This is a genomic window from Klebsiella sp. 141240 (assembly GCF_050600805.1).
GTDB lineage: Bacteria > Pseudomonadota > Gammaproteobacteria > Enterobacterales > Enterobacteriaceae > Klebsiella > Klebsiella aerogenes.
Genome location: NZ_JAQIRK010000002.1, coordinates 130,375 through 155,952 on the forward strand (window position 1 = coordinate 130,375; position 25,578 = coordinate 155,952).

The 25,578-nt window shown below is 55.4% G+C and carries 24 protein-coding genes and 1 other RNA gene; 18 read left to right on the top strand and 7 right to left on the bottom strand.

From position 1 onward, the window contains the following. The first annotated feature begins 228 nt into the window (after window positions 1–228). The 7 genes from clpP (at window position 229) to PGQ95_RS03660 (ending at window position 8,393) form a co-directional block, all read left to right on the top strand. On the top strand, window positions 229–852 hold the full coding sequence (gene clpP / locus PGQ95_RS03630) for an ATP-dependent Clp endopeptidase proteolytic subunit ClpP (RefSeq protein ID WP_003021624.1): 624 nt from the start codon (window positions 229–231) through the stop codon (window positions 850–852). Between the two features lie 134 nt (window positions 853–986). Beyond that, window positions 987–2,261, top strand: a complete 1,275-nt coding sequence (gene clpX, locus PGQ95_RS03635; protein ID WP_015704591.1) for an ATP-dependent protease ATP-binding subunit ClpX — start codon at window positions 987–989, stop codon at window positions 2,259–2,261. Between the two features lie 183 nt (window positions 2,262–2,444). Next, entirely contained in the window at window positions 2,445–4,799 is a 2,355-nt protein-coding gene (lon, locus tag PGQ95_RS03640; protein ID WP_015367948.1) for an endopeptidase La, read from the top strand. 206 nt (window positions 4,800–5,005) lie between these two features. Beyond that, window positions 5,006–5,278 (top strand): nucleoid-associated protein HU-beta, encoded by a 273-nt coding sequence (hupB, locus tag PGQ95_RS03645; protein ID WP_002444653.1) that lies wholly within the window; start codon window positions 5,006–5,008, stop codon window positions 5,276–5,278. A gap of 214 nt (window positions 5,279–5,492) precedes the next feature. Further along, window positions 5,493–7,367, top strand: a complete 1,875-nt coding sequence (gene ppiD, locus PGQ95_RS03650) for a peptidylprolyl isomerase (protein ID WP_087860375.1) — start codon at window positions 5,493–5,495, stop codon at window positions 7,365–7,367. 148 nt (window positions 7,368–7,515) lie between these two features. After that, complete coding sequence (locus tag PGQ95_RS03655) at window positions 7,516–7,881, top strand: helix-hairpin-helix domain-containing protein (protein WP_162750174.1); 366 nt, start codon at window positions 7,516–7,518, stop codon at window positions 7,879–7,881. Between the two features lie 110 nt (window positions 7,882–7,991). After that, the gene (locus PGQ95_RS03660; protein WP_020079469.1) at window positions 7,992–8,393 is read left to right on the top strand and encodes a YbgC/FadM family acyl-CoA thioesterase; all 402 of its coding nucleotides are present in this window, start codon (window positions 7,992–7,994) and stop codon (window positions 8,391–8,393) included. 413 nt (window positions 8,394–8,806) lie between these two features. Here the strand turns inward: PGQ95_RS03660 and queC are convergent, their stop codons facing one another. Both queC and PGQ95_RS03670 read right to left on the bottom strand, forming a co-directional pair. Next, window positions 8,807–9,517 (bottom strand): 7-cyano-7-deazaguanine synthase QueC, encoded by a 711-nt coding sequence (gene queC, locus PGQ95_RS03665; RefSeq protein WP_308959032.1) that lies wholly within the window; start codon window positions 9,515–9,517, stop codon window positions 8,807–8,809. Window positions 9,518–9,583: 66 nt separating this feature from the next. Next, entirely contained in the window at window positions 9,584–11,284 is a 1,701-nt protein-coding gene (locus PGQ95_RS03670) for an SgrR family transcriptional regulator (RefSeq protein WP_308959033.1), read from the bottom strand. Window positions 11,285–11,391: 107 nt separating this feature from the next. Here PGQ95_RS03670 and cof point away from each other — a divergent pair, with 107 nt between their 5' ends. After that, window positions 11,392–12,210 (top strand): HMP-PP phosphatase, encoded by an 819-nt coding sequence (gene cof, locus PGQ95_RS03675; RefSeq protein WP_213317109.1) that lies wholly within the window; start codon window positions 11,392–11,394, stop codon window positions 12,208–12,210. A 44-nt stretch (window positions 12,211–12,254) separates the two neighbouring features. Here cof and PGQ95_RS03680 read toward each other — a convergent pair whose 3' ends face one another. Then, window positions 12,255–13,307: a PLP-dependent cysteine synthase family protein gene (locus PGQ95_RS03680; protein ID WP_316424351.1), complete on the bottom strand. Its 1,053-nt coding sequence runs from the start codon at window positions 13,305–13,307 to the stop codon at window positions 12,255–12,257. A gap of 115 nt (window positions 13,308–13,422) precedes the next feature. On the opposite strand from PGQ95_RS03680, the gene PGQ95_RS03685 reads away from it, so the two are divergent. From PGQ95_RS03685 to amtB, 5 genes are all read left to right on the top strand, one after another. Beyond that, window positions 13,423–13,881 (top strand): Lrp/AsnC family transcriptional regulator, encoded by a 459-nt coding sequence (locus PGQ95_RS03685; protein WP_015367940.1) that lies wholly within the window; start codon window positions 13,423–13,425, stop codon window positions 13,879–13,881. A gap of 43 nt (window positions 13,882–13,924) precedes the next feature. Beyond that, the gene (locus PGQ95_RS03690) at window positions 13,925–15,694 is read left to right on the top strand and encodes a SmdA family multidrug ABC transporter permease/ATP-binding protein (RefSeq protein ID WP_087860370.1); all 1,770 of its coding nucleotides are present in this window, start codon (window positions 13,925–13,927) and stop codon (window positions 15,692–15,694) included. After that, window positions 15,687–17,465: a SmdB family multidrug efflux ABC transporter permease/ATP-binding protein gene (locus PGQ95_RS03695; protein ID WP_348854124.1), complete on the top strand. Its 1,779-nt coding sequence runs from the start codon at window positions 15,687–15,689 to the stop codon at window positions 17,463–17,465. Before PGQ95_RS03690 ends, PGQ95_RS03695 begins: the two co-directional genes overlap by 8 nt. 241 nt (window positions 17,466–17,706) lie before the next feature. Then, window positions 17,707–18,045 (top strand): P-II family nitrogen regulator, encoded by a 339-nt coding sequence (gene glnK / locus PGQ95_RS03700; protein WP_015367937.1) that lies wholly within the window; start codon window positions 17,707–17,709, stop codon window positions 18,043–18,045. Between the two features lie 32 nt (window positions 18,046–18,077). Continuing rightward, on the top strand, window positions 18,078–19,367 hold the full coding sequence (gene amtB / locus PGQ95_RS03705) for an ammonium transporter AmtB (protein ID WP_020079462.1): 1,290 nt from the start codon (window positions 18,078–18,080) through the stop codon (window positions 19,365–19,367). 65 nt (window positions 19,368–19,432) lie between these two features. On the opposite strand, the gene PGQ95_RS03710 is transcribed toward amtB, so the two are convergent. After that, a complete protein-coding gene (locus PGQ95_RS03710) occupies window positions 19,433–20,917 on the bottom strand; it encodes a UbiD family decarboxylase (protein WP_348854125.1) in 1,485 nt (494 codons plus the stop codon). Window positions 20,918–21,036: 119 nt separating this feature from the next. Between PGQ95_RS03710 and PGQ95_RS03715 the strand changes: the two genes are divergently transcribed. Next, a complete protein-coding gene (locus PGQ95_RS03715; protein WP_213317112.1) occupies window positions 21,037–21,927 on the top strand; it encodes a LysR substrate-binding domain-containing protein in 891 nt (296 codons plus the stop codon). A gap of 34 nt (window positions 21,928–21,961) precedes the next feature. Here the strand turns inward: PGQ95_RS03715 and tesB are convergent, their stop codons facing one another. Continuing rightward, entirely contained in the window at window positions 21,962–22,825 is an 864-nt protein-coding gene (gene tesB / locus PGQ95_RS03720) for an acyl-CoA thioesterase II (RefSeq protein WP_087860366.1), read from the bottom strand. Window positions 22,826–23,045: 220 nt separating this feature from the next. Between tesB and PGQ95_RS03725 the strand changes: the two genes are divergently transcribed. Then, window positions 23,046–23,558 (top strand): YbaY family lipoprotein, encoded by a 513-nt coding sequence (locus PGQ95_RS03725; RefSeq protein WP_020079459.1) that lies wholly within the window; start codon window positions 23,046–23,048, stop codon window positions 23,556–23,558. Window positions 23,559–23,596: 38 nt separating this feature from the next. On the opposite strand, the gene PGQ95_RS03730 is transcribed toward PGQ95_RS03725, so the two are convergent. Together PGQ95_RS03730 and PGQ95_RS03735 are read right to left on the bottom strand one after the other, a co-directional pair. Next, window positions 23,597–23,911: an MGMT family protein gene (locus tag PGQ95_RS03730; RefSeq protein ID WP_087860365.1), complete on the bottom strand. Its 315-nt coding sequence runs from the start codon at window positions 23,909–23,911 to the stop codon at window positions 23,597–23,599. 60 nt (window positions 23,912–23,971) lie between these two features. Next, a complete protein-coding gene (locus PGQ95_RS03735; protein WP_032705506.1) occupies window positions 23,972–24,370 on the bottom strand; it encodes a hypothetical protein in 399 nt (132 codons plus the stop codon). Window positions 24,371–24,624: 254 nt separating this feature from the next. Between PGQ95_RS03735 and ffs the strand changes: the two genes are divergently transcribed. The 3 genes from ffs to PGQ95_RS03750 all read left to right on the top strand — a co-directional run bounded on the left by ffs (window position 24,625) and on the right by PGQ95_RS03750 (window position 25,504). Beyond that, window positions 24,625–24,721: signal recognition particle sRNA small type (ffs, locus tag PGQ95_RS03740), an RNA gene on the top strand. 313 nt (window positions 24,722–25,034) lie between these two features. Then, on the top strand, window positions 25,035–25,292 hold the full coding sequence (locus tag PGQ95_RS03745; protein ID WP_015367929.1) for a hypothetical protein: 258 nt from the start codon (window positions 25,035–25,037) through the stop codon (window positions 25,290–25,292). Next, complete coding sequence (locus PGQ95_RS03750; RefSeq protein ID WP_015367928.1) at window positions 25,289–25,504, top strand: hypothetical protein; 216 nt, start codon at window positions 25,289–25,291, stop codon at window positions 25,502–25,504. The genes PGQ95_RS03745 and PGQ95_RS03750 overlap by 4 nt, the downstream gene beginning before the upstream one ends. Window positions 25,505–25,578: the final 74 nt, after the last annotated feature.

The following is a 25,578-nucleotide window of genomic DNA, read 5'->3' on the forward strand; positions in this document are numbered from 1 at the left end:
GAGTGCTAAAACACATTTTCAGTGATAGCGTTACTCCAAAAGGTTGTTATGCTTGAATTATGGCTGCGCCATCCCCATAACCGGGGGACGTATCTGCATCCGCAGCGTCAGAAATAATGACCAGCTCAACGTATCAGTGCCCTGCGGATAGAAACTCTGGCTGATAATCCGTCCATAAGGTTACAATCAGTGCAGCAGGTTTTTTCAAAATTAATCCAGGAGACGGAAATGTCATACAGTGGCGAACGAGATAACTTTGCACCCCATATGGCCCTGGTGCCGATGGTCATTGAACAGACCTCACGCGGTGAACGTTCTTTTGATATCTATTCCCGTCTGCTCAAGGAACGCGTTATTTTCCTGACCGGCCAGGTGGAAGACCACATGGCTAATCTGATCGTGGCGCAGATGCTGTTTCTGGAAGCGGAAAATCCAGAAAAAGATATTTACCTGTACATTAACTCTCCGGGCGGCGTGATCACCGCCGGGATGTCAATTTACGACACCATGCAGTTCATCAAGCCGGATGTCAGCACTATCTGTATGGGGCAGGCGGCTTCAATGGGCGCCTTCCTGCTGACCGCCGGGGCGAAAGGTAAGCGTTTCTGCCTGCCGAACTCCCGCGTGATGATTCACCAGCCGCTGGGCGGCTATCAGGGCCAGGCGACGGATATCGAAATCCATGCCCGTGAAATTCTGAAAGTGAAAGGGCGCATGAATGAACTGATGGCGCATCATACGGGTCAATCCCTTGAGCAGATCGAGCGCGATACCGAGCGTGACCGCTTCCTGTCGGCGTCGGAAGCGGTGGAATACGGCCTGGTTGATTCCATCTTGACCCATCGTAATTGATGCCCGTGGCGTAAGGGTGCCGCTATACTTGTTTTAACTACTGGGCGGCACAACGCGTGATCGCGACTTGCGCCTGAGAATGGCATTTGCGTCGTCATCTGCGGCACAAAGAACTTAAGAAGAGGTTTGGACTCATGACAGATAAACGCAAAGATGGTTCGGGCAAACTGTTGTACTGCTCTTTTTGCGGCAAAAGCCAGCATGAAGTGCGTAAGCTGATCGCCGGGCCATCCGTGTATATCTGCGACGAATGCGTTGACTTATGTAACGACATCATTCGCGAAGAGATTAAAGAAGTCGCTCCGCACCGCGAGCGCAGCGCGCTGCCGACGCCGCACGAAATTCGCCACCATCTGGACGATTATGTTATCGGCCAGGAACAGGCGAAAAAAGTGCTGGCCGTGGCGGTATACAACCACTACAAACGTCTGCGCAACGGCGACACCAGCAATGGCGTAGAACTGGGTAAAAGCAACATTCTGCTGATCGGGCCGACCGGCTCCGGTAAAACGCTGTTGGCTGAAACGCTGGCGCGTCTGTTGGATGTTCCGTTTACTATGGCCGATGCCACCACGCTGACCGAAGCGGGTTACGTGGGTGAAGACGTGGAAAACATCATTCAGAAGCTGCTGCAGAAATGCGATTACGATGTGCAGAAAGCGCAGCGCGGCATCGTGTACATCGATGAAATCGACAAAATTTCCCGTAAATCGGATAACCCGTCGATTACCCGCGATGTGTCCGGCGAGGGCGTTCAGCAGGCGCTGCTGAAGCTAATCGAAGGCACCGTAGCCGCTGTTCCGCCACAGGGCGGGCGTAAACATCCGCAGCAGGAGTTCTTGCAGGTCGATACCTCCAAGATTCTGTTTATCTGCGGCGGCGCGTTCGCAGGCCTGGACAAAGTGATTTCCCATCGTGTAGAAACCGGCTCCGGCATTGGTTTTGGCGCGACGGTTAAAGCGAAATCCGACAAAGCCAGCGAAGGCGAGCTGCTGGCGCAGGTCGAGCCGGAAGATCTGATCAAGTTTGGTCTGATCCCGGAATTTATCGGCCGTCTGCCGGTTGTCGCGACGCTGAATGAACTGAGTGAAGAAGCGCTGATTCAGATCCTGAAAGAGCCGAAAAACGCCCTGACTAAACAGTATCAGGCGCTGTTTGGCCTCGAAGGCGCAGAGCTGGAATTCCGTGATGAAGCGCTGGATGCGATAGCCAAGAAAGCGATGGCGCGTAAAACCGGCGCCCGTGGTCTGCGTTCAATCGTTGAAGCCGCGCTGCTCGACACCATGTACGATCTGCCGTCCATGGAAGATGTCGAAAAAGTGGTGATTGACGAGTCGGTGATCGAAGGTCAGAGCAAGCCGCTGCTGATCTACGGCAAGCCGGAAGCGCAGCAGGCATCTGGCGAATAATTCGCCAATCGACACAAGCAGTTAAGCAAAAAGGGGGGATTTTATCCCCCCTTTTATTTTTCCTGTGTTCCCGCCGTTGAATGTATGGAATACATCCCCATATACTGGATTACATATTAACGGCGACGCGTTAATGAAGGCGTCGTCGGCTACCTGGCGGACTTTAAACTAAGAGAGAGCTCTATGAATCCTGAGCGTTCTGAACGCATTGAAATCCCCGTATTGCCGTTGCGCGATGTGGTGGTTTATCCGCACATGGTCATACCCCTGTTTGTAGGGCGGGAAAAATCTATCCGTTGTCTGGAAGCGGCCATGGACCATGATAAAAAAATCATGCTGGTCGCGCAGAAAGAAGCGTCGACGGATGAGCCGGGTGTAAACGATCTTTTCACCGTCGGGACCGTGGCGTCAATTTTGCAAATGCTGAAGCTGCCGGACGGCACTGTGAAAGTGCTGGTGGAAGGCTTGCAGCGTGCGCGTATTACTGCGCTGTCTGATAACGGCGAGCACTTCTCCGCCAAAGCAGAGTACCTTGCTTCTCCGGTCATTGAAGAGCGTGAGCAGGAAGTGCTGGTGCGTACGGCTATCAGCCAGTTTGAAGGCTACATCAAGCTGAACAAAAAAATCCCACCGGAAGTGTTGACGTCGCTCAATAGCATCGACGATCCCGCGCGTCTGGCGGATACCATCGCTGCGCATATGCCGCTTAAGCTGGCGGACAAACAGTCCGTGCTGGAGATGTCCGACGTGAATGAACGTCTGGAATATCTGATGGCGATGATGGAATCTGAAATCGATCTGCTGCAGGTTGAGAAACGCATTCGCAACCGCGTGAAAAAGCAGATGGAAAAATCTCAGCGTGAGTACTATCTGAATGAGCAAATGAAAGCCATCCAGAAAGAGCTCGGCGAGATGGATGACGCCCCGGACGAAAACGAAGCGCTGAAGCGTAAGATCGACGCGGCGAAAATGCCGAAAGAGGCGAAAGAAAAAACTGAAGCGGAACTGCAAAAGCTGAAGATGATGTCCCCGATGTCGGCGGAAGCCACCGTCGTGCGCGGCTACATCGACTGGATGGTGCAGGTGCCGTGGAATGCCCGCAGCAAGGTCAAAAAAGATCTGCGTCAGGCGCAAGAGATCCTCGATACCGACCACTATGGTCTGGAGCGAGTCAAGGACCGCATCCTTGAGTACCTTGCGGTGCAGAGCCGCGTTAACAAGCTGAAAGGGCCGATCCTGTGCCTGGTTGGGCCGCCGGGGGTGGGTAAAACCTCGCTGGGTCAATCGATTGCCAAAGCCACCGGGCGTAAATACGTACGCATGGCGCTGGGCGGCGTGCGTGATGAAGCGGAAATCCGCGGTCACCGCCGTACCTACATTGGCTCAATGCCGGGTAAACTGATCCAGAAAATGGCGAAAGTGGGGGTGAAAAACCCACTGTTCCTGCTGGATGAAATCGACAAAATGTCCTCCGACATGCGCGGTGATCCGGCTTCAGCACTGCTGGAGGTACTGGATCCGGAACAGAACGTGGCCTTTAACGACCACTATCTGGAAGTGGACTACGATCTCAGCGACGTGATGTTCGTGGCGACCTCCAACTCCATGAATATCCCTGCGCCGCTGCTGGACCGTATGGAAGTGATTCGTCTCTCCGGTTATACCGAAGATGAAAAACTGAACATTGCTAAGCGTCACCTGCTGCCGAAGCAGATCGAACGCAATGCGCTGAAAAAGGGCGAGCTGACGGTCGACGATAGCGCCATTATCGGCATTATTCGTTACTACACTCGTGAAGCGGGCGTTCGTAGCCTGGAGCGTGAAATCTCCAAGCTGTGCCGTAAAGCCGTTAAGCAGTTGTTGCTTGATAAATCGCTGAAACATATCGAGATTAACGGTGAAAACCTGCACGATTATCTCGGCGTACAGCGCTTTGACTACGGCCGTGCGGATAGCGAAAACCGCGTAGGTCAGGTCACCGGTCTGGCGTGGACGGAAGTGGGCGGCGATTTGCTGACCATCGAAACCGCCTGCGTTCCGGGTAAAGGCAAGTTGACCTATACCGGTTCGCTGGGCGAAGTCATGCAGGAGTCGATTCAGGCTGCGCTGACCGTGGTTCGCGCGCGTGCTGAGAAGCTCGGTATTAACCCGGACTTCTACGAAAAACGCGATATTCACGTGCACGTACCGGAAGGGGCTACACCGAAAGATGGCCCGAGCGCCGGTACGGCGATGTGCACCGCGTTGGTTTCCTGCCTGACCGGTAACCCGGTACGCGCCGATGTGGCGATGACAGGGGAAATCACCCTGCGCGGTCAGGTGCTGCCAATCGGCGGCCTGAAGGAAAAACTGCTGGCTGCGCATCGTGGGGGCATTAAGACTGTTCTGATTCCTTACGAAAACAAGCGTGACCTTGAAGAAATTCCGGAAAACGTTATCGCCGATTTGGATATCCACCCGGTACAGCGAATCGAGGAAGTTCTGACACTTGCTCTGCAAAATGAACCGTTTGGCATGCAGGTCGTAAGCGCAAAATAGTGATATCGCGCAAATAGCGTTAAGAAAAGTGGGGCTGGTGAGTAAATTCGTACTTGCCAGCCTTTTTTTGTGTAGCTAACTTAGATCGCTGGCAGGGGTCATCGACAACTCTGTTGTAAGGGCATGACAGTCCTGATATAACTGCTGCGCGGTCGCGCCATGAAGGATTCTGGTGCGATATAAATTATAAAGAGAGGAAGAGAACAGTGAATAAATCTCAACTGATTGACAAAATTGCTGCGGGTGCGGACATTTCTAAAGCTGCAGCTGGACGTGCGTTAGATGCTTTGATCGCTTCTGTTACTGAATCTCTGCAAGCTGGGGATGATGTTGCGCTGGTAGGGTTCGGTACTTTTGCTGTTAAAGAGCGTGCTGCCCGTACTGGTCGCAACCCGCAAACAGGTAAAGAAATTACCATTGCTGCCGCTAAAGTACCGGGCTTCCGTGCAGGTAAAGCGCTGAAAGACGCGGTAAACTAATCGGCACTCCCGTCAGGGAATGTGACGAAGTACAAGGGCGCATCGCGAGATGTGCCTTTTTTATTTGTCCAGAACGCGACTTTATGTGTGTTTATGCGCACTTGTGGGCTGACAATTGCCCCGTTTTCTTGTCAAAATACGTCCTCACGCGCGGCAGGCATCACGTGCTATGCTGCGCGAGCTAAAGTCATCTACAGCGGAGCGTTGTTACACCATGATGGACAACCTACGCACGGCCGCCAACAGCGTCGTGCTCAAGATTATTTTCGGTATCATTATTGTCTCGTTCATTTTGACCGGGGTGAGTGGTTACCTGATTGGCGGCGGCAACAACTATGCCGCAAAAGTGAATGGTCAGGAGATTGGCCGGGCGCAGTTTGAAAATGCCGTTGCCAGCGAGCGTAACCGCATGCAGCAGCAGTTAGGCGATCAGTTCTCTGAGCTGGCGGCCAACGAAAACTACATGAAGACCATGCGTCAGCAGGTGCTGAACCGCCTGATCGATGAATCGCTGCTGGACCAGTATGCTCGTGAGCTGGGCCTGAGCATCAGCGACGACCAGGTGAAACAGGCCATCTTCCAGACCCAGGCCTTCCAGTCGAACGGCAAGTTTGATAACGAACGCTTCAGCGGCATCGTGAATCAAATGGGTATGACTACCGATCAATACGCGCAAGCGCTGCGTAACCAGTTGACGACGCAACAGCTGATCAATGCGGTAGCCGGTACCGATTTCATGCTGCCGGGCGAGTCTGACCAACTGGCGGCGCTGGTCTCCCAGCAGCGTGTGGTGCGTGAAGCAACTATCGACGTTAACGCGCTGGCGGCGAAACAGACCGTTAGTGATGAAGAGATTAACGCTTTCTGGCAGCAGAACCAGGCCCGTTTTATGGCGCCTGAGCAGTTCCGCGTGAGCTACATCAAGATGGATGCCGCCAGCATGCAGGAAAACGCCTCTGACGAAGAAATCCAGTCATGGTACGACCAGCATAAAGATCAGTTCACTCAGCCGCAGCGTAATCGCTACAGCGTGATTCAGACTAAAACTGAAGCTGATGCGAAAGCGGTACTGGCCGAACTGCAAAAAGGCGCCGATTTCGCCACGCTGGCAAAAGAGAAATCCACCGACATCATCTCTGCGCGTAACGGCGGTGATATGGGCTGGATGGAAGAAGCTTCCACCGTACCTGAGCTCAAAGATGCCGGCCTGAAAGACAAAGGTCAGCTTTCCGGGGTGATCAAATCTTCCGTAGGCTTCTTGGTGGCGCGTCTTGACGATGTTCAGCCGGCACAGGTAAAACCGCTGGCCGACGTGCGTAACGACATCGCGGCAAAAGTGAAACAGGAAAAAGCACTGGATGCATACTACGCGCTACAGCAGAAGGTCAGCGACGCGGCCAGCAATGATAACGAATCCCTGGCGGGGGCGGCGCAGGTCGCCGGCCTGAAAGTGGTTGAGACCGGCTGGTTTGGTCGTGACAGCCTGCCGGAAGAGCTGAACTTCAAGCCGGTTGCCGATGCTATCTTTAATGGTGGTCTGGTGGGTGAAAACGGCGCGCCGGGCAATAACTCCGACATCATTACCGTTGACGGCGATCGGGCTTTCGTTCTGCGTATCAGCGAGCACAAAGCGGAAAGCGTTAAGCCGCTGGCGGAAGTGAAAGCGCAGGTGACCGATATCGTTAAGCGCAATAAAGCGGAACAGCAGGCGAAACTGGATGCCGATAAGCTGTTGGCCGACCTGAAAGCGGGCAAGGGCGATGACGCGATGAAAGCCGCAGGGCTGAGCTTCGGCGCCGCGCAGACTCTGTCCCGTACCGGCCAGGATCCGCTGAGCCAGGCGGCCTTCTCTCTGCCGCTGCCGCAGAAAGATAAAGCGAGCTACGGCGTGGGCAGCGATGCCAAAGGCAACGTAGTATTGCTGGCGCTGGATGAAGTGAAAGCGGGTTCTATGCCAGAAGAGCAGAAGAAAGCGATGGTGCAGGGTATTACCCAGAATAATGCGCAAATCGCATTCGAAGCGCTGATGAGCAATCTGCGTAAAGAAGCCAAAATCAAGCTCGGCGACCTCGTCGACCAGCAGCAATAATTTCGCGCTGCCTCGCAAAACGAGGTAACGTGATGCAACACTCAAAGGCCGCTTTCGCGGCCTTTTCCATTTCCGCAATCTGCCTTTTGTACTCCTTTTTCGCAGCCGCTATCGTGACCTTGCTGTCAACAAACAAGGAGATAACAGCATGAACAGAGGAATGAAAATGGTTATTGTCGCCGTATTGCTGGCTTGTACGGCGGGTTTTCAGGGGGCGCTGGCGGCACCGGCGAGCGGTAAGGCGGTATCGGCAAAAGAGACTATTCAGACTCCGCAAACGAAAATGCCGGCGGAAGCGAAAACGACGGATAACGTCGGCGCGCGGGCCAGCATTAATACAGCCAGCGCGGAGGAGCTAGCACAGGCCATGAACGGCGTTGGGCTCAAGAAAGCGCAGGCAATCGTCAGCTACCGCGAAGAGTACGGACCGTTTAAGACTCTCGACGATCTTAAACAGGTTCCGGGGATGGGGAGTTCACTGGTAGAGAGAAATCTGTCACATCTGACGCTCTAATTTCACCCGCTGCTTTGCACAGTGGCAAATCTTTGCCATGCTAAAGAGGTTACATCATCTGGTGTGACCTCTTACCTGATTAACAACAATAATAGTAAGGCATGTGCGCTATGCAGACTCAAATTAAAGTTCGCGGTTATCACCTGGATGTTTACCAGCACGTTAACAATGCTCGTTATCTGGAGTTTCTTGAAGAAGCGCGCTGGGATGGGCTGGAGAGTAGTCCGGCGTTTCACTGGATGACCAGCCATAACATTGCTTTTGTGGTGGTCAACATCAATATCAATTATCGTCGCCCGGCGGTACTCGGGGATGTGCTTACCGTCACCAGTAAACTTGAGCAGTTGAACGGTAAAAGCGGCACCCTAAGTCAGGTGGTGACCCTTAATCCTAACGGTGAAGTGGTGGCCGATGCGTTGATTACCTTTGTCTGCATTGATCTGAAAACGCAGAAGGCGCAGCCGCTGGAAGGGGAGTTGCGCGAAAAGCTCGACCAGATGAATTTACGCTAACAACAGTCGGACCGAGGAGAGCTGTGAACCCGTCGGGGAGGTTGAGCTCAGGCTTCGTGCCAATTGTTTCCCGGAGGCGGCGCCTGACGCGCCTTTTCCGGGCTACCGGCTGGTGGGATGCTGTGAACCCGTAGCCCCGGTAAGCGAAGCGCCACCGGGGACGTTGAACTGAAGCTTCGTGCTAATCGATTCCCGGAGGCGGCGCCTGACGCGCCTTTTCCGGGCTACCGGCTGGTGGGACGCTGTGAACCCGTAGCCCCGGTAAGCGAAGCGCCACCGGGGACGTTGAACTGAAGCTTCGTGCTAATCGATTCCCGGAGGCGGCGCCTGACGCGCCTTTTCCGGGCTACCGGCTGGTGGGATGCGGTGCACCCGTAGCCCCGGTAAGCGAAGCGCCACCGGGGACGTTGAACTTAAGCTTCGTGCCCTTGGCCCAGGCCGGTTTTTTGCTTCATGACCGCCATCACGCCGGCCTTATCGCCCAGATACTGATTCAGGCCGTTGGCGCGCAGGTTGCAGGCCGCGCAATGGCCACAGCCGTCGCCCTTGATGCCGTTATAGCAGGTGAGCGTTTCGCGGCGAACCAGATCCAACTGGCCCCAATAATCGGCCAGCGCCCAGGTCTCGGCTTTGTTGAGCCACATCAGCGGCGTTTCAAAGCGAATGTCTTTCGCCATGCCAAGGCTAACCGCATGGTGCAGCGCTTTAACAAATTCGTCGCGGCAGTCCGGGTAACCAGAGAAGTCGGTCTCGCAAACGCCGGTAATAATTGCTTCGGCCTTAACCTGATAGGCGTAGATCGCCGTCAGGGTTAAAAACAGAATATTGCGACCTGGAACGAAGGTATTCGGAATACCATCGGCATCCGGCTCGTAATCCGGTACCGGGATGCTATCGCGCGTCAGGCTGCTCACCGCCAGTTCGTTAAGCAGGGTAACGTCCAGCACTTTATGCGCCACCGCGCCCAGTTTTAGCGCCAGCTCGCGAGCCACGTCAATCTCGGCGCGGTGGCGTTGGCCATAATCAAAAGTGACGCAATGCACTTCATCATACTGTTCCAGTGCCTGCACCAGGCAGGTTGTTGAGTCTTGTCCTCCGCTGAAGACAACTACGGCGCGTTTCATGGCAATTCCTGACTAAATAAGTGAGAGCCATATGGTACCGTCAGACGCTCGCGGCGACCAGCTCTCTCACGTCGACGATGCCGGTAGCCAGGCGCTGGTAAAGTCGAACCAACCTCTGGCATTAAGGCGCAGGCCGTTAACCCCCGGCGGCGCGCTGATGCGGTAATTGTATTTGAATAACGGCGTCATGATGGCGTCATCCATCAGCGTATTGAAGACGTTGCGCAGGGCATCGTTGCGGCTACGCGCTTCGGGCTGCGCCTGCACGGCATCTAACGTAGCCTGCAGGTGCGCATATTGCGCCCCGCTCAGCAAATGGGGCCACAGCGTGTCGCAGCGCAGCCACTGTTCAAGGGTATATTCCGGCGCTTCGCCAATCAGCCGGTCGCCCATCATCATATCGGCCTGCGCCAGATATCGGCAGCCGTCCCAATTTTTGGCGTCGTGAAAAATGAGCGTCAGTTCGCAGCCGAGAGTGGCGAGGCGCTGTTTGAGCTGCTCAGCCATAGTGTGTAATTCGACCGGCAAATGATAGAGCAGGGTGAGCTGGGGCGGCAGCGGCACCTCATGGTTTTCCGGGCCCTGAGGAATGGACCAGCCGGGCAGCACCTCATGGCTCGGCGTGATCAGATCTTCATCCAGCGGTAGCGTTTCCAGCAACGACGAGCGGTGGATAATCGAAATCAGCCGCTGGGCCTGCGCTTTACTGAGACGTGGACTCTGACGCAGGGTCAAATAGCAGAAGCCGAGGCTGATGCTATTGCTCACCTGGCGCAAATTATTGAGCTCTTCTGGATCGCCGATGGTGATCTGTACTGGATGGCGACAGCTGGTGCCGAGATCGCTTTCGAATAGCTGCGGCGTGATCCAATATTCTACCGCCTGGATCAGCGGATGCTGTAAATGGTAGCGGGGATGGTTCTCCAGCCGGACCAGATCCGGGCCAAAAAGCTTTATTCGGAACGGACCGCTACCGAGCGCCGGATCGTCAGGATGCGCCAGCACGCTGCAGTAGCTGGCTAAACGGAACGGTAGCCAGTAGTCCGGGCGATGCAGCGTAATCGTCAAACATTGGGCGTGGGTGACATCGATGCGGCTAATGCTGGCAAAAAGGGTGCGGAGAGCCGGCAGTTCCAGTAGCAACAGTAGTCTTTGCCGCAGCTGTGAGGTTTCCACGGTATCGCCGTTATGCCAGCACAGGGTAGAGCGGATATAAAAGTGCCAGCGCAGTCCATCGGGTGATACCTGCCAGTGGTGCGCCAGATCGCCCACCGGCGTACTGTCGCTATCGTCAAAACGCGTCAGGCCGGAATAGATCTGCCCGGCCAAATGTTGTTCCGCACGCCCGGGGAGAAAACCGGGGCGCAGCGGTTCCAGTGGACGATAGTAGGGAATACGCAGCGTCGGGGTATTGTTTTGCCACTGTCCGCCGAGGAAGGGGTGCAACAACGCTTTCAGCTCAACCGGCGCCAGCTGCGCCAGCTCCAGCGCGTTTTGCTGCTGACCCTTATTTAGCGCCTGTTCCATCATTTCGTTACGCAGGCTTTCCGGGGTCTTGTGGAAACTGAGTTGCCCGCGCTTACCGCGCCCGGAGCTGGCCTGCCAGCTTAACCAACCGGCCTCCTGAGCCTGACGCAGCAGCGTACGGATATGACGCTCGCTGCAAAAGCAGCGTTCAGCCAACTCGCCCACGGTCACCTGCTGCGGTGCGCCGGACGACGGCAGCCATAGCCGCTGGTACTGATTTAATCGGTTTAATAATCTCATTTGCCGAAAACCCGGAACAATAAAAAATATCTATTCACTATTACTTCCGTATATCTCAGGCGATACTGCAACACAAGCGAAACCCATCACACATCGGGGAAAATACCATGGCAAAATTAGCGGCATTTGATATGGACGGCACCCTGCTGATGCCGGACCATCGTCTCGGAGAACAGACTCTGACGGCGCTGAGACGGCTGCGTGAACGCGATATCGCCCTGACCTTTGCCACCGGTCGCCATGCTCTGGAAATGCACCATGTGATCGGCGAGTTTTCCCTTGATGCTTTTCTGATTACCGGTAACGGCACGCGCATCCATTCACTGGAAGGTGAAGAGCTGTATCGCCAGGATCTAAATCCGGAAGTGGCGGAAGAGGTGCTGCACAGCGTGTGGGATACTCAGGCGAGTATGCACGTTTTCAATGATGGCGGCTGGTTTACCGGCCAGGCAAGGCCGGAACTACTCCGAGCTCACGCCTTCAGCGGCTTTCATTATCAACTGCGCGATCCGAAACGGATGCCGGCGCATCACGTCACCAAGATCTGTTTCTGCGGCGATCATGACGATCTGCGCCGTCTGCGGATCCAGCTAAATGAAGCGCTAGGCGATCGCGCGTTTCTTTGTTTCTCGGCGATGGATTGTCTGGAGGTGCTGCCGGTCGGCTGTAATAAAGGGGCCGCGCTGGCGGTGCTGAGCCAGCACTTAGGTTTTACGTTGCAGGATTGCATGGCATTTGGTGATGCAATGAACGATCGCGAGATGCTTGGTAGCGTAGGGCGAGGGTTCATTATGGGCAACGCGATGCCGCAGCTCAAAGCTGAACTGCCGCATCTACCGATCATCGGAGACTGCCGTCATCAGGCTGTTTCCCATTTTTTAACACATTGGCTGGATAATCCTGATCTTCCTTATTCCCCCGAATAGAGAGACCCTACCAGCAAGCCGGATAGCGTTCTATCCGGCTTTTTTTATTGTGCGCCGCTCAGTTGCATAATCTGCGTCTGCCATGGGGTAATATCGCCGATATTCGCCGCGACCCACTGCGGGCTGTAATAGCTTTCGAGGTAACGTTCGCCGCTGTCGCACAACAGGGTAACGATGGAACCCTTGCGTCCTTCATCGCGCATCCGTGCGGCCAGCTGCAGTACGCCCCACATATTGGTACCGGTGGAGGCGCCGACTTTTCTTCCAAGCTGCGTTTCCAGCCACAAGGCGGTAGCGACGCTGGCGGCATCCGGAACGCGCAGCATCTCATCGACGACGTCGGGAATAAACGATGGCTCGACGCGCGGACGGCCAATCCCTTCGATCTTGCTGCCGACCGGGCTGCGCAGGCTGGCGTCGCGGCTTTGCCAGTAATCAAGGAATACCGAATTCTGCGGGTCGACGACCATCAGTTGCGTCTCGTAACCCTGGCAGCGAATATAGCGGCCGATGGTCGCAGAAGTACCGCCGGTACCGGCGCTCATGACGATCCACGACGGCTGCGGATACGGCTCATGGGTCATCTGGCGGAAAATGCTGTCGGCGATATTGTTATTGCCGCGCCAGTCGGTGGCGCGCTCGGCGAAGGTGAACTGATCCATATAGTGGCCATTCAACTCGCGCGCCAGCATTTCAGAAGCGGCGTAGATTTCGCAGGCGTTGTCGACGAAATGACAGCGTCCGCCATAAAATTCAATCTGTTCGATTTTACGTTTCGCCGTGCAGGAGGGCATCACGGCAATAAACGGCAGGCCCAGCAGGCGAGCAAAGTAGGCTTCTGAGACCGCCGTCGAACCCGAAGACGATTCGATAATCGTGGTGCCTTCTTTGATCCATCCGTTGCACAGGCCATAGAGAAACAGCGAGCGCGCCAGACGGTGCTTAAGGCTACCGGTTGGATGCGTACTTTCATCCTTCAGATAAATAGGGATCCCCGGAAAACCAGGCAGCGCCAGGCGGATCAGGTGTGTATCGGCGGAACGCTGATAGTCGGCGTTAATTTCACTAATGGCATGTTTTACCCAGGCGCTGTTCATCTCGGATTCCTGTTTGTCATTTTGTGCCCAGCTTAGCGGATTGTGCGGGAAAAATTGTTGCTATTTGGCCTTTCAATTACAATTACGGGAGTAAATTATTCTCTCTGGTGGCCTTATGCTAGATAAAATTGACCGTAAGCTGCTCTCATTGCTGCAAACTGACTGCACCCTCTCTTTGCAGGCGCTGGCGGATGCCGTTAATCTGACCACCACGCCCTGCTGGAAACGGCTCAAGCGTCTTGAGGACGAAGGCATCCTGCGCGAGCGCGTGGCCATCCTGGATGCGGAAAAGCTGGGGCTCGGGTTAACCGCCTTTGTGTTGATAAAAACCCAGCACCACAGCAGTGACTGGTACTGCCGTTTTGTCAGCGAAGTGTCGCAAATGGCGGAAGTGCTGGGTTTCTGGCGTATGGCTGGAGAGTACGACTACCTGCTAAGGGTGCAGGTCGCGGATATGAAGCGCTATGACGACTTTTATAAACGTCTGGTGAACAGCGTGCCGGGGCTGTCGGATGTCACTTCGAGTTTTGCCATGGAACAGATAAAATACACCACGGCCTTGCCTATTGATTAACGGCTTTTTGCCGCCACGAATTATACATTCAGGATTTTACCGTTTGCGATTATTTGCTCAACTTAGCTGGTACTTTCGCCGGGAGTGGCGCCGCTATCTCGGCGCCGTCGCTCTGCTTGCCGTTATTGCCGTACTCCAGCTAATCCCGCCGAAAGTGGTGGGGATTGTGGTCGATGGCGTGACTAAAGAACATTACACCGCAGAGCAGGTGTGGATGTGGATCGGCGCGCTGGTGGTTATCGCGGTGATGATTTATCTACTGCGCTATGTCTGGCGCGTGCTGCTCTTCGGCGCCTCTTATCAATTGGCCGTTGAACTGCGTGAAGACTTCTACCGCCAGCTCAGCCGCCAACATCCGGCCTTTTATCTGCGTCACCGTACCGGCGATCTCATTGCCCGCGCGACTAACGATGTTGACCGCGTCGTCTTCGCCGCCGGCGAGGGCGTCCTGACGCTTGTGGATTCACTGGTGATGGGCTGTGCGGTACTGATTGTGATGTCGACGCAAATCAGCTGGCAGTTAACGCTGCTGGCGCTGGTGCCGATGCCGTTTATGGCGCTGGCGATCAAACGCAATGGCGATGCCCTGCATGAGCGTTTCCGCGTGGCGCAGGCGGCTTTTTCCAGCCTCAACGATCGCACGCAGGAAAGCCTGACCAGCATACGGATGATTAAAGCGTTCGGCCTTGAGGACCGCCAGTCGGCGCAGTTTGCCGCCGATGCGGCGGATACCGGAGCGAAGAACATGCGGGTCGCGCGTATTGATGCCCGTTTCGACCCGACAATCTATATTGCCATTGGCGCGGCCAACCTGCTGGCAATCGGCGGCGGCAGCTGGCTGGTGTTGCAGGGCGAGCTGACCCTTGGTCAGTTAACCAGTTTTGTCATGTACCTCGGGCTGATGATTTGGCCAATGCTGGCGCTGGCGTGGATGTTTAACATCGTTGAGCGAGGTAGCGCCGCCTATGGACGTATTCGTTCGATGCTGGAAGAAGCGCCGGTGGTCAACGATGGTAGCGAAACGGTGCCGGAGGGGCGCGGTTCGCTAAACGTGGCGGTGCGCGAATTTATCTATCCGCAGGCGACGAAAGCGTCGCTGGAGAAGGTTAACTTCACCCTGCAGCCGGGGCAAATGCTCGGTATCTGCGGCCCGACGGGAGCCGGGAAAAGTACCATTCTATCCCTTATTCAGCGCCATTTTGATGTTACCGAGGGTGAGATCCGTTTCCATGATATTCCGCTGTCTCGCCTGCAGCTTGATAGCTGGCGCGGGCGGCTGGCGGTGGTCAATCAAACCCCATTCCTGTTCTCCGATACCGTGGCCAATAACATTGCCTTGGGTAAACCGGACGCGACGCGGGAACAAATCGAGCACGTCGCGCGGCTGGCCAGCGTTCATGATGATATTCTGCGCCTGCCGCAGGGCTATGAAACGGAAGTCGGCGAGCGCGGCGTCATGCTCTCAGGCGGTCAGAAACAACGTATTTCTATTGCCCGAGCGCTGCTGCTGGAGGCGGAAATCCTGATCCTTGATGACGCGCTGTCGGCGGTTGATGGGCGGACGGAGCATGATATTTTGCATAACCTGCGGCAGTGGGGGGAAGGGCGGACGGTGATTATCAGCGCCCACCGCCTTTCAGCATTAACGGAAGCCAGTGAAATTTTGGTTCTGCAACACGGCCATATTGCCCAGCGCGGACGCCATGAGCAGCTTGCCGCCCAGTCGGGATGGTATCGCGACATGTACCGCTATCAGCAACTGGAAGCGGCGCTCGACGATGCGCCGCAGGATGAGGAGGCGACAGATGCGTAATTTCGCCGATCTCTGGCCGACCCTGAAACGTCTGCTGGCCTACGGTTCGCCGTGGCGTAAGCCGCTTATCATTGCGGTTATCATGATGTGGATAGCGGCGGCGGCGGAAGTCAGCGGCCCGCTGCTGATAAGCTATTTCATTGATAACATGGTGGCGAAACAGTCGCTACCGGTGAAGCTGGTCAGCGGCCTGGCGGCGGCCTATATCTGCCTGCAGATCCTTGCCGCTACGCTGCACTATAACCAGGCGCTGCTGTTTAACCGGGCGGCGGTCGGCGTGGTGCAGCAGTTGCGCAGCGATGTGATGGATGCCGCGCTGCGTCAGCCGTTAAGCGAGTTTGATACGCAACCCGTCGGCCAGTTGATATCACGCGTTACCAACGATACCGAAGTGATCCGCGACCTGTACGTGACGGTCGTGGCGACGGTGCTGCGTAGCGCGGCGCTGATTGGCGCGATGCTGGTGGCGATGTTTAGTCTCGACTGGCGAATGGCGCTGGTGGCGGTGGCTATCTTCCCGGCGGTGCTGATCGTGATGGCTATCTATCAGCGTTACAGCACGCCGATCGTGCGTCGCATGCGCGCATGGCTTGCCGATATCAATGATGGCTTCAACGAAGTGATCAACGGTATGGGCGTTATTCAGCAATTCCGCCAGCAGGCGCGATTCGGCGAGCGAATGCGTGAAGCCAGTTACGGCCACTATCTGGCGCGCATGCAGACGCTGCGTCTGGATGGTTTCCTGCTGCGCCCGCTGTTAAGTCTGTTTTCATCGCTGATCCTCTGCGGCCTGCTGATGCTGTTTGGTTTTAGCACTTCCGGAAGTATCGAAGTCGGCGTGTTATATGCCTTTATTAGCTACCTCGGGCGGCTTAACGAACCGCTGATCGAACTCACCACTCAGCAGTCGATGCTGCAGCAAGCGGTGGTGGCGGGCGAACGCGTGTTTGAGCTGATGGACCGTCCACGCCAGAGCTGGGGTAACGATAGCGCGCCGTTACGCAGCGGCGCGGTGGCGATTGATAACGTCTCTTTTGCCTATCGCGACGATCGGCTGGTGCTGCAGGATATCAATCTGGATATTCCTTCGCGCGGTTTTGTGGCGCTGGTTGGCCATACCGGTAGCGGCAAGAGCACGCTGGCCAGCCTGATGATGGGCTACTACCCGTTGACTAAAGGCGAAATTCGCCTCGATGGTCGCCCGCTATCGTCGTTAAGCCACAGCGCTTTACGTCGGGGCGTCGCGATGGTGCAACAGGATCCGGTGGTATTAGCCGATACCTTCTATGCCAACGTGACGCTGGGCCGCGATATCAGCGAGCAGCAGGTCTGGGAAGCGCTGGAAGCGGTGCAGCTCGCTGACCTTGCCCGTGAAATGAGCGACGGGATTTATACCCAACTGGGCGAGCAGGGCAATAACCTATCGGTGGGACAGAAACAGCTGTTGGCGCTGGCCCGTGTGCTGGTCGAGACGCCGCAGGTGCTGATCCTCGATGAAGCGACAGCGAACATCGACTCCGGTACCGAGCAGGCTATCCAGCAGGCGCTGGCGAAAGTGCGCGAGCACACCACGCTGGTGGTCATCGCCCACCGTCTGTCGACTATCGTCGAGGCTGATACAATCCTGGTGTTGCATCGTGGCCAGGCCGTCGAACGCGGGAACCATCAGCAATTGCTGGCGGCGAAGGGCCGCTACTGGCAGATGTACCAGCTACAGCTGGCTGGCGAAGAGCTAGCCGCCAGCGTTGAGGAGGAGTCACTGAGCGCCTGATGCACCATCAGCAGGCATGGGGGCAGGGGTGACGTGAAGTGGTGCAACTTGCTCACTGAGTGTGCACCGAATTGGTGCGTTTTTGCGCATTAGCGGCCATTTGCCGTCTTGCCAGTAACATCCTCGCGTTTTTTTCTCCATAAACGGGCCGATTCACGGCCCGTTTTCATTTTTGGCATATCCCTTGCTTTATCTCCTGTGTTAGCTGCGGCCACTATCAAATACTGACTGGAGGGGATTTATGAAGCTGGTTACCGTGGTAATCAAACCATTCAAACTGGAAGACGTTCGCGAAGCGTTGTCCTCCATCGGCATTCAGGGCCTGACGGTCACGGAAGTGAAAGGCTTCGGCCGCCAGAAAGGCCACGCCGAGCTCTATCGCGGCGCCGAATACAGCGTCAATTTCCTGCCAAAAGTAAAAATTGATATTGCGATTGCCGACGATCAGCTGGATGAGGTTGTCGAGGTGATAGGCAAGGCCGCCTGGACCGGAAAAATTGGCGACGGCAAAATTTTTGTCGCCGAACTGCAGCGCGTGATTCGTATTCGTACCGGCGAATCCGACGAAGCGGCACTGTAATTGCCTGACCACACAGCGATGGGGATGAAGAGATGATGAGAACGACGATGAAAACGGCTCTGGGAGCGCTGGCGCTGCTTCCGGGACTGGCGCTGGCGGCCGAACCGGCGGTGGCGGATAAAGCCGACAACGCTTTTATGATGATTTGCACCGCGCTGGTGCTGTTTATGACAATCCCCGGCATTGCGTTGTTCTACGGCGGCCTGATTCGCGGTAAAAACGTGCTCTCAATGCTCACTCAGGTCATTGTGACTTTTGGCCTGGTTTGCGTGCTGTGGGTTATCTATGGCTATACGCTTGCCTTCGGTAGCGGCGGTAGCTTCTTCGGCAGTTTCGACTGGGTGATGCTGAAGAATATTGAACTGAAAGCGCTGATGGGCTCGTTCTATCAATATATTCACGTCGCTTTCCAGGGCTCTTTCGCCTGTATCACCGTAGGCCTGATCGTCGGCGCGCTGGCGGAACGTATTCGTTTCTCCGCGGTACTGATTTTCGTGGTGGTATGGTTAACGCTTTCCTACGTACCGATTGCGCATATGGTGTGGGGCGGCGGTTTGCTGGCGACCCATGGCGCGCTGGACTTCGCCGGTGGTACCGTCGTACACATCAACGCCGCGGTGGCGGGGCTGGTGGGCGCGTATATGATGGGCAAACGCGTGGGCTTTGGCAAAGAAGCGTTTAAACCGCATAACCTGCCGATGGTCTTTACCGGTACGGCGATTCTGTATGTCGGCTGGTTCGGCTTTAACGCCGGTTCCGCAAGCGCGGCTAACGAAATTGCCGCCCTGGCCTTCGTTAATACCGTCGTGGCGACCGCTGGCGCGATTCTGGCCTGGACCTTCGGCGAATGGGCCACCCGCGGCAAACCCTCGCTGCTGGGCGCCTGCTCCGGCGCGATTGCCGGTCTGGTCGGCATTACTCCGGCGTGCGGTTATGTTGGCGTTGGCGGTTCGCTGATTATCGGTATCATCGCCGGACTGGCTGGGCTGTGGGGCGTCACGGTGCTGAAGCGCTGGCTGCGCGTCGATGACCCATGCGATGTGTTTGGCGTTCACGGCGTGTGCGGTATCATCGGTTGTATCCTGACCGGCATCTTCGCCTCTACCACCCTTGGCGGCGTCGGCTATGCGGAAGGCGTAACGATGGGGCATCAGTTGCTGGTACAGCTGGAAAGTATCGGTATTACCGTGGTGTGGTCCGCCGTCGTCGCCTGGATCGGCTTCAAAGTGGCGGCGATGACCGTCGGCCTGCGGGTACCGGAAGAGCAGGAGCGCGAAGGGCTGGACGTCAACAGCCACGGCGAAAACGCCTACAACGCCTGATGTATTGAGCAATCTCCATAAGCGTCAAAGCCTCCCGCATGGGAGGCTTTTTCTTTGCGTGGAATTTATTTCTTACTGAAGCCAGGGATAAAGCGGTCAACATCCACTTCCATAAACTGGCTGCGCTGGAAGTGGGCTTTCATATTCCACGGGACGGTGCAGTCGAAAATGGTTTTACAGGCAATACCGTTATCGCGAATCGATGGGCTGAAGGCCGGGTCGGATGACGGATCCAGCGGATGGCAGCGCACGCCGGGGATAAACACGGTGCTGACATCGCCCTGATAGCGGGTGGTCATCGCCCACATCACGTCGTTGATGTCGAAAACGTCGACGTCTTCATCGACCAGCATCACGTGCTTCAGCTCCGAGAAAGCGGAAAACGCCAATAGCGCGGCCTGGCGCTGACGGCCCTCATCGCTGGGGGTGCGTTTCTTCACCTGCAGCACGGCGAGATATTTACCGGTGCCCGGAGAGGGGCAGTGGACGTTTTGCACAAAGCCTGGAAGTGCGCGCTCTACCATTTGCAGAATGCTGGCTTCGGTCGGGATCCCGGCAAGATTGGTATGCTCATCGCTCGGCCCGATACAGGTTTGCAGAATCGGGTGGCGGCGGTGGGTAATCGCTTTGACTTTAATCACCGGCACTTCCGCCTGAGCGCTACCGGTGTAGCCTGGGAACTCCGGCATCGCTTTCCCGCTGTTGGTATTCTGATCTTCGCGTACCCGCACGCCCGGCAGTAGTTCACCTTCAATAACGATTTCGGCATTGGCGATGGCGCGGGCGTTGACGCTCACGCATTCGCTGAGCTCGACGGCCTGATTACGCAGAGCGCCGGCGATGGAGAGCTCATCAAACCCGAGAGGAGTGGTCGGCGGCTCAAAGCAGGCGCCAATTTCAATCGCCGGATCCACACCGATGCTAATCGAGATAGGCAACGCTTTCCCGGCCGCCTCGGCTTTTTGCCGGAAAGTATCGAGATGACGTCCTGGTACGAAATACATCGAGATTTCGTCTTTGCTCTGTACGCACAGGCGGTGGATGGTGACGTCATGATCGCCGGTTTCCGGATCCGCGGCGTAGCACATGCCGAGGGTAAAGTAGGGGCCGGCGTCTTCCGGGGTGTTGGTCGGCGCCGGCAAAATTTTGAGAATATCGAAATCAGGATCGCTTGCCAGATGTACCACCTCCTGGCAGGCCGCCTGGTCGCGAGGGATGGTGATTGGGGCGATAGGATTCGCCACGGAGTCTTTGAGCATAAACGCCAGATTTTCCGGCGTGGTGCCAAACAGACGAGCGACACGCTGGCGTGAACACAGCAGGCCAATAAGCACTCTGACATCATCGTAGCCTTTGACCTTATTAAAGATCATCGCCGGGCCAATGCGGGTCGGGCGCTGTACGGTTCCGTGGGCGCCGACATAGCGGTACACCCCGGAGAGCTCGGCAATGGGGTCAACGGGTTCGTCGGTGTAGATAAGTTCATCATCGTACTGGCTTAGTAGCGCCAAAGCAGAACGCAGATCGGTTACTTTTTGTTGTTCAGACATCATACTTCCTTCAGGTTTCTGGCAATGGCTATTCATTCTCACCAGATACCGATAAGAGTCCAATCACATTTCCCCTTATTTTAATAAGAGATTATTATCAGTGTTTTCGGGAGGACGTGATGGATTATCGACAACTACAGGCATTTACGGTGCTGGCGGAAGAGTTGCACTTTGGCCGGGCGGCGCAGCGTCTGCATATCACGCAACCGGCGCTGACGCAGCAGATTAAAAGTTTTGAGAACGCGCTGGAATTGCGGCTATTTACCCGCGATCGACGCAACGTCGCGCTGACCGCCGAGGGGCAATTTTTGCTGGCCGAGGCGCGGATGATCCTCGGCCACTGCGATAAATTTCGCGAGAATGCGCGCAGTTTGCGGCAGGGGCGCAAAGGGCAGTTGAAAATTGGCTACGTTGGCTCTGCTATTTTCGACCCGGCGTTGAGCGTGTTAATTGGAAATTATCGTCAACGTAAACCCGAAGCCGATCTGCTGATTGAAGAGCATAACGTTAACGACCTGATAACCGGGCTCTTAAGCGATACGGTCGATCTGGCGTTTATCCGCTCGCCAGGCGCGCAATATGATGAACTGGAGTCGCTGGATATTGCGACCCGGCCGCTGGTAGCGGTGGTGCCTCGCCATCATGCGCTCGCCAGCCGGCGCGCTATTCCACTTGCGGCGCTGGCGGAAGAGACGTTTTTCATTCAGCAGGATCCCAGCGGCGTCGGATTGGGGTGGTCAGCCATCAGCGCCTGTCGGCAGGCGGGTTTTACGCCCCGTAAGATTCAGTACACGCGCGATGTCTCCACGGCGATTGGCCAGGTATCGATGGGGATGGGGGTGACGTTGGTGCCCGAGACGCAAAGCGCCATGCTGGTGTCGGAAGTCAGTTATTGCCTGCTGGAAGAGACCTTTGCCGTAACGACGCTCACGTTGTGCTGGCGGCGGCAGAGTCGCAACGGACTTTTGGGGGATTTTATTGCCGATGTTCGCGAACTGCTTGGCCGTTAGGGGGCGAGCGGGCCCGCCGTGGGCCCGTCGCGAATTAGTTATTGCGGTTACGCATGACACCTTCCTGCACCGTCGAGGCGACCAGAATACCGTCCTGGGTATAGAATTCGCCGCGAACAAAGCCACGGGCGCTGGAGGCGGAAGTGCTTTCGACGCTGTACAGCAGCCATTCGTTGATGTTAAACGGGCGGTGGAACCACATTGAGTGGTCGATGGTGGCGACCTGCATACCAGGCTCAAGGAAGCCGACGCCGTGTGGCTGCAGCGCCACCGGCAGGAAATTAAAATCAGACGCGTAGCCCAGCAGCGACTGATGGACGCGAATATCATCCGGTACTACGCCGTTGGCGCGGATCCACACCTGGCGGGTGGGTTCGGCAACGTGGCCTTTTAGCGGGTTATGGAACTCAACCGGGCGAATTTCCAGCGGTTTGTCGCTGAGAAACTTCTCTTTCGCCTGTGGCGGCAGCAGATGCGCCAGCTTACGAGCGATATCGGTTTCAGAGGGCAGGCCTTCCGGTGAAGGCGCTGACGGCATTGCTTTTTGATGTTCGTAGCCCGGTTCCGGCGCCTGGAACGAGGCGGTCATGTAAAAGATGGGTTTACCGTGCTGGATAGCCGCCACCCGGCGAGCGCTGAAGCTGTTGCCGTCTCGTAGTACTTCAACATCATAAACGATAGGTTTCTGGCTATCGCCAGGACGCAGGAAGTAACTATGAAAGGAATGAATCAGGCGGCCCTCAGGCACGGTTTCTTTAGCGGCATACAGCGCCTGACCGACCACCTGGCCGCCGAAGACCTGACGTAAGCCCAGATCTTCGCTCTGCCCGCGAAACAGCCCTTCTTCAATTTTTTCCAGATTTAATAATGCCAGCAGATTGGTTAGAGCCTGACTCATAGATACCCTCAATTATTGATAGCGGCGCTGACGCAGCGCATATTGAGGGCAAGTATAACCTGGAATCTCAAGTGGTCCGATGGGTGTAATAATCTGAATAAATGCCCCTTTCCGGGAATTATTCTGAGATCTGTGCCACACTTATTCACGATACTAATGTCTTAGCCATCGTGATGGCAGGACGTACTCCTGTGACTAAAGGGATGAAAAGGAGAACATAATGAAATTTGCCTATATGTTAAGTGCTATCGCCGTTGCTGCGGCCTTATCCGCCTGTGCGAATAACCCGAACAGCAACGCCGCTCATCAGACGACGGCACCCGATCCTTACGGCATTGCCTCACTGAGCTCCTCGCAGCAACAGCCTAATGTTTCCGGGACTATCAATATTCGCCAACGCGTAGCGTTACCGCCGGATGCGGTACTGACCGTGACGTTGTCCGATGCGTCGCTCGCCGATGCGCCAGCCCGCGTATTGTCGCAAAAAGCGGTCCGCACAGAAGGTAAGCAGGCGCCGTTCAACTTTGTTCTGCCGTATAACCAGGCGGATATCAAACCGAACGCGCGGATCCTGCTGAGTTCGGCGATCACCGTAAATGGCCAACTGATGTTTATTACCGATACCGTACAGACCGTGATTACCCAGGGCGGTAATCGTGCCGATCTGGTGCTGGTGCCGGTGCAGCATGCGCCAGTGCCGGTGGCTAACGATATGGCGCCGATGGCGCAATAAACGTCTTCATGCCCCTGTTCAGGGGCATTTTTTTGCCCTTAATATACCCAGCGATAGCGTTGCAGGTCGATATGACCGCTGCCGGAGACCTGGACGCCTTCCGCCAGCAGCGCCTGGCGTTGGCGCTGAAGGTCGGGGCCGGTCAGAGAAATATCGCCGTGGCGATTCACCACCCGGTGCCATGGCAGCGTTGAGCCTTCCGGTAGGCGCTTTAACACGCCGCCCACCTGACGCGCCGCGCGCGGTGAACCCGCCAGCAGAGCGACATCGCCATAGGTGGTGACATACCCCTCTGGAATTGAGGCGACTATCTGCCAGACCCGCTGGGGAAAGCTGTCGTGGGCGTCCTCCATCATCACTCCTTCGCGTGAGAAAAGCCCAGAATAAGCGCTAGCCCGCGTGCTGTACAGCCGTCAAAGGACGGTGAATTCCAGCGCCAGCCCGAGGATCTGCATACCGTGAATATTGTCATGCGGGCTGGTAGCGATCAGGCTTTCAAGAAATTTCAGCCGCTGTGATTGCGCATTGATAATCAGTTTGCCGCGCAGCGTCGGGTATTTGAGTGATGAAATGGGATAGACCACCTTGCCTTTGACCTCAACGGGCAGCTTACGCAGCTCGACGTGTTGCAACACGCCCACCGTGGAAAAGAGCAGGGCGACGGGGGTCACTGATAACAACGGCGCGGGACTGACGCTGACGAAATCCAGCAGCAGCTCGGGGCGTAGAAAATTCATGCCGTGAAAGGGTACGGTTACGCCATCAATGGCGGGCATGGGCAAGGTGGTGGTGGGGCGTGGCGATTGAGTCATGCGATTACCGTAGCGGCTACACGTTGAAAAGATACAGGACGAATAAGTATGGCGGGTTGCGGTAAAGTGTGCCGCGATGGGGCTCGCAATCTTTTTCATTGCTGGGACGTATGGCCTTGTGAAGGCACTATTTGCTGTGAAATCCAACGTTTTGCGTAATAAACCAGCAGCTGGACGCGAGTGGCTTGCAATTCAGGAGTGCTATAGGGATAATGCGCCAGCGCGTTGGTTATCAACGCTCTCAATGGGGGCTCTGTTGGTTCTCCCGCAACGCTACTCTGTTTACCAGGTCAGGTCCGGAAGGAAGCAGCCAGAGCAGACGACGTGTGTGCCGGGATGTAGCTGGCAGGGCCCCCACCCAATTCTGGCGGTCCTGATTTAATTTCCCTTCATTTGATGTGCTTTTATTCTCTGCTACCATTATAGGCAGCTTCACCTCATTTATTGTTTTACGTGATTAAAACGACTCTTTTTCATTCCTTAATTTTGCATTGTCATAAATGTGAAATAATAATGACATACTAATGACATCTTCATGTCATATATAATGGGCAAATTATTTCCTGGAATTACCAGATATTATTAAGGATAAATAATATCTCTGGATCAAGATGTTAACTTCGTGTATTAATTATGATGATTTTATTGCACGGGAAGCGTGATCATGACCACAGTAGTTCTGAATGTGAAAATTGACGCAGAGTTAAAAGATAAACTGCGTCATTATGCGGAAGTGAATAACGAGAATTTAGGCACGGCTACGGAGAAGCTGCTGCAATTGGCGCTTGCGGCCATTGATTCAGCAGACGAGGCGGGGGTTTCGCATGAGGATATTGATAACCAGCATACCGAAGAGGAAGCGTCGCCGTTAACCCCTAAAGAAATCAAAGCATTACGAAAACTTCTGAAGAAGAAAAGATGAAACAACAATTCTCTACAGCCAGCAGTTACAGTGAAGCCTGTGACCTGCTGCGTTCCGGGTACGTTAAGCACGTGCGCCTGAACTGGAATATCGGTAGTGATGAGTTTTTTCGCATTGCTTCCGACTGGTGTGAAACCGGCGCAAAAATTAAAAAAGATGACGATGGCTTTATTATTTCGCTAAAAGGTTTTCCTATTCCGCGCCAGCATTAATGAAATTACTACACCGCTGTCATCGTAATGACATGCGGCGTGGGCAAGATGGAACTGCAATTTTATAAAACATC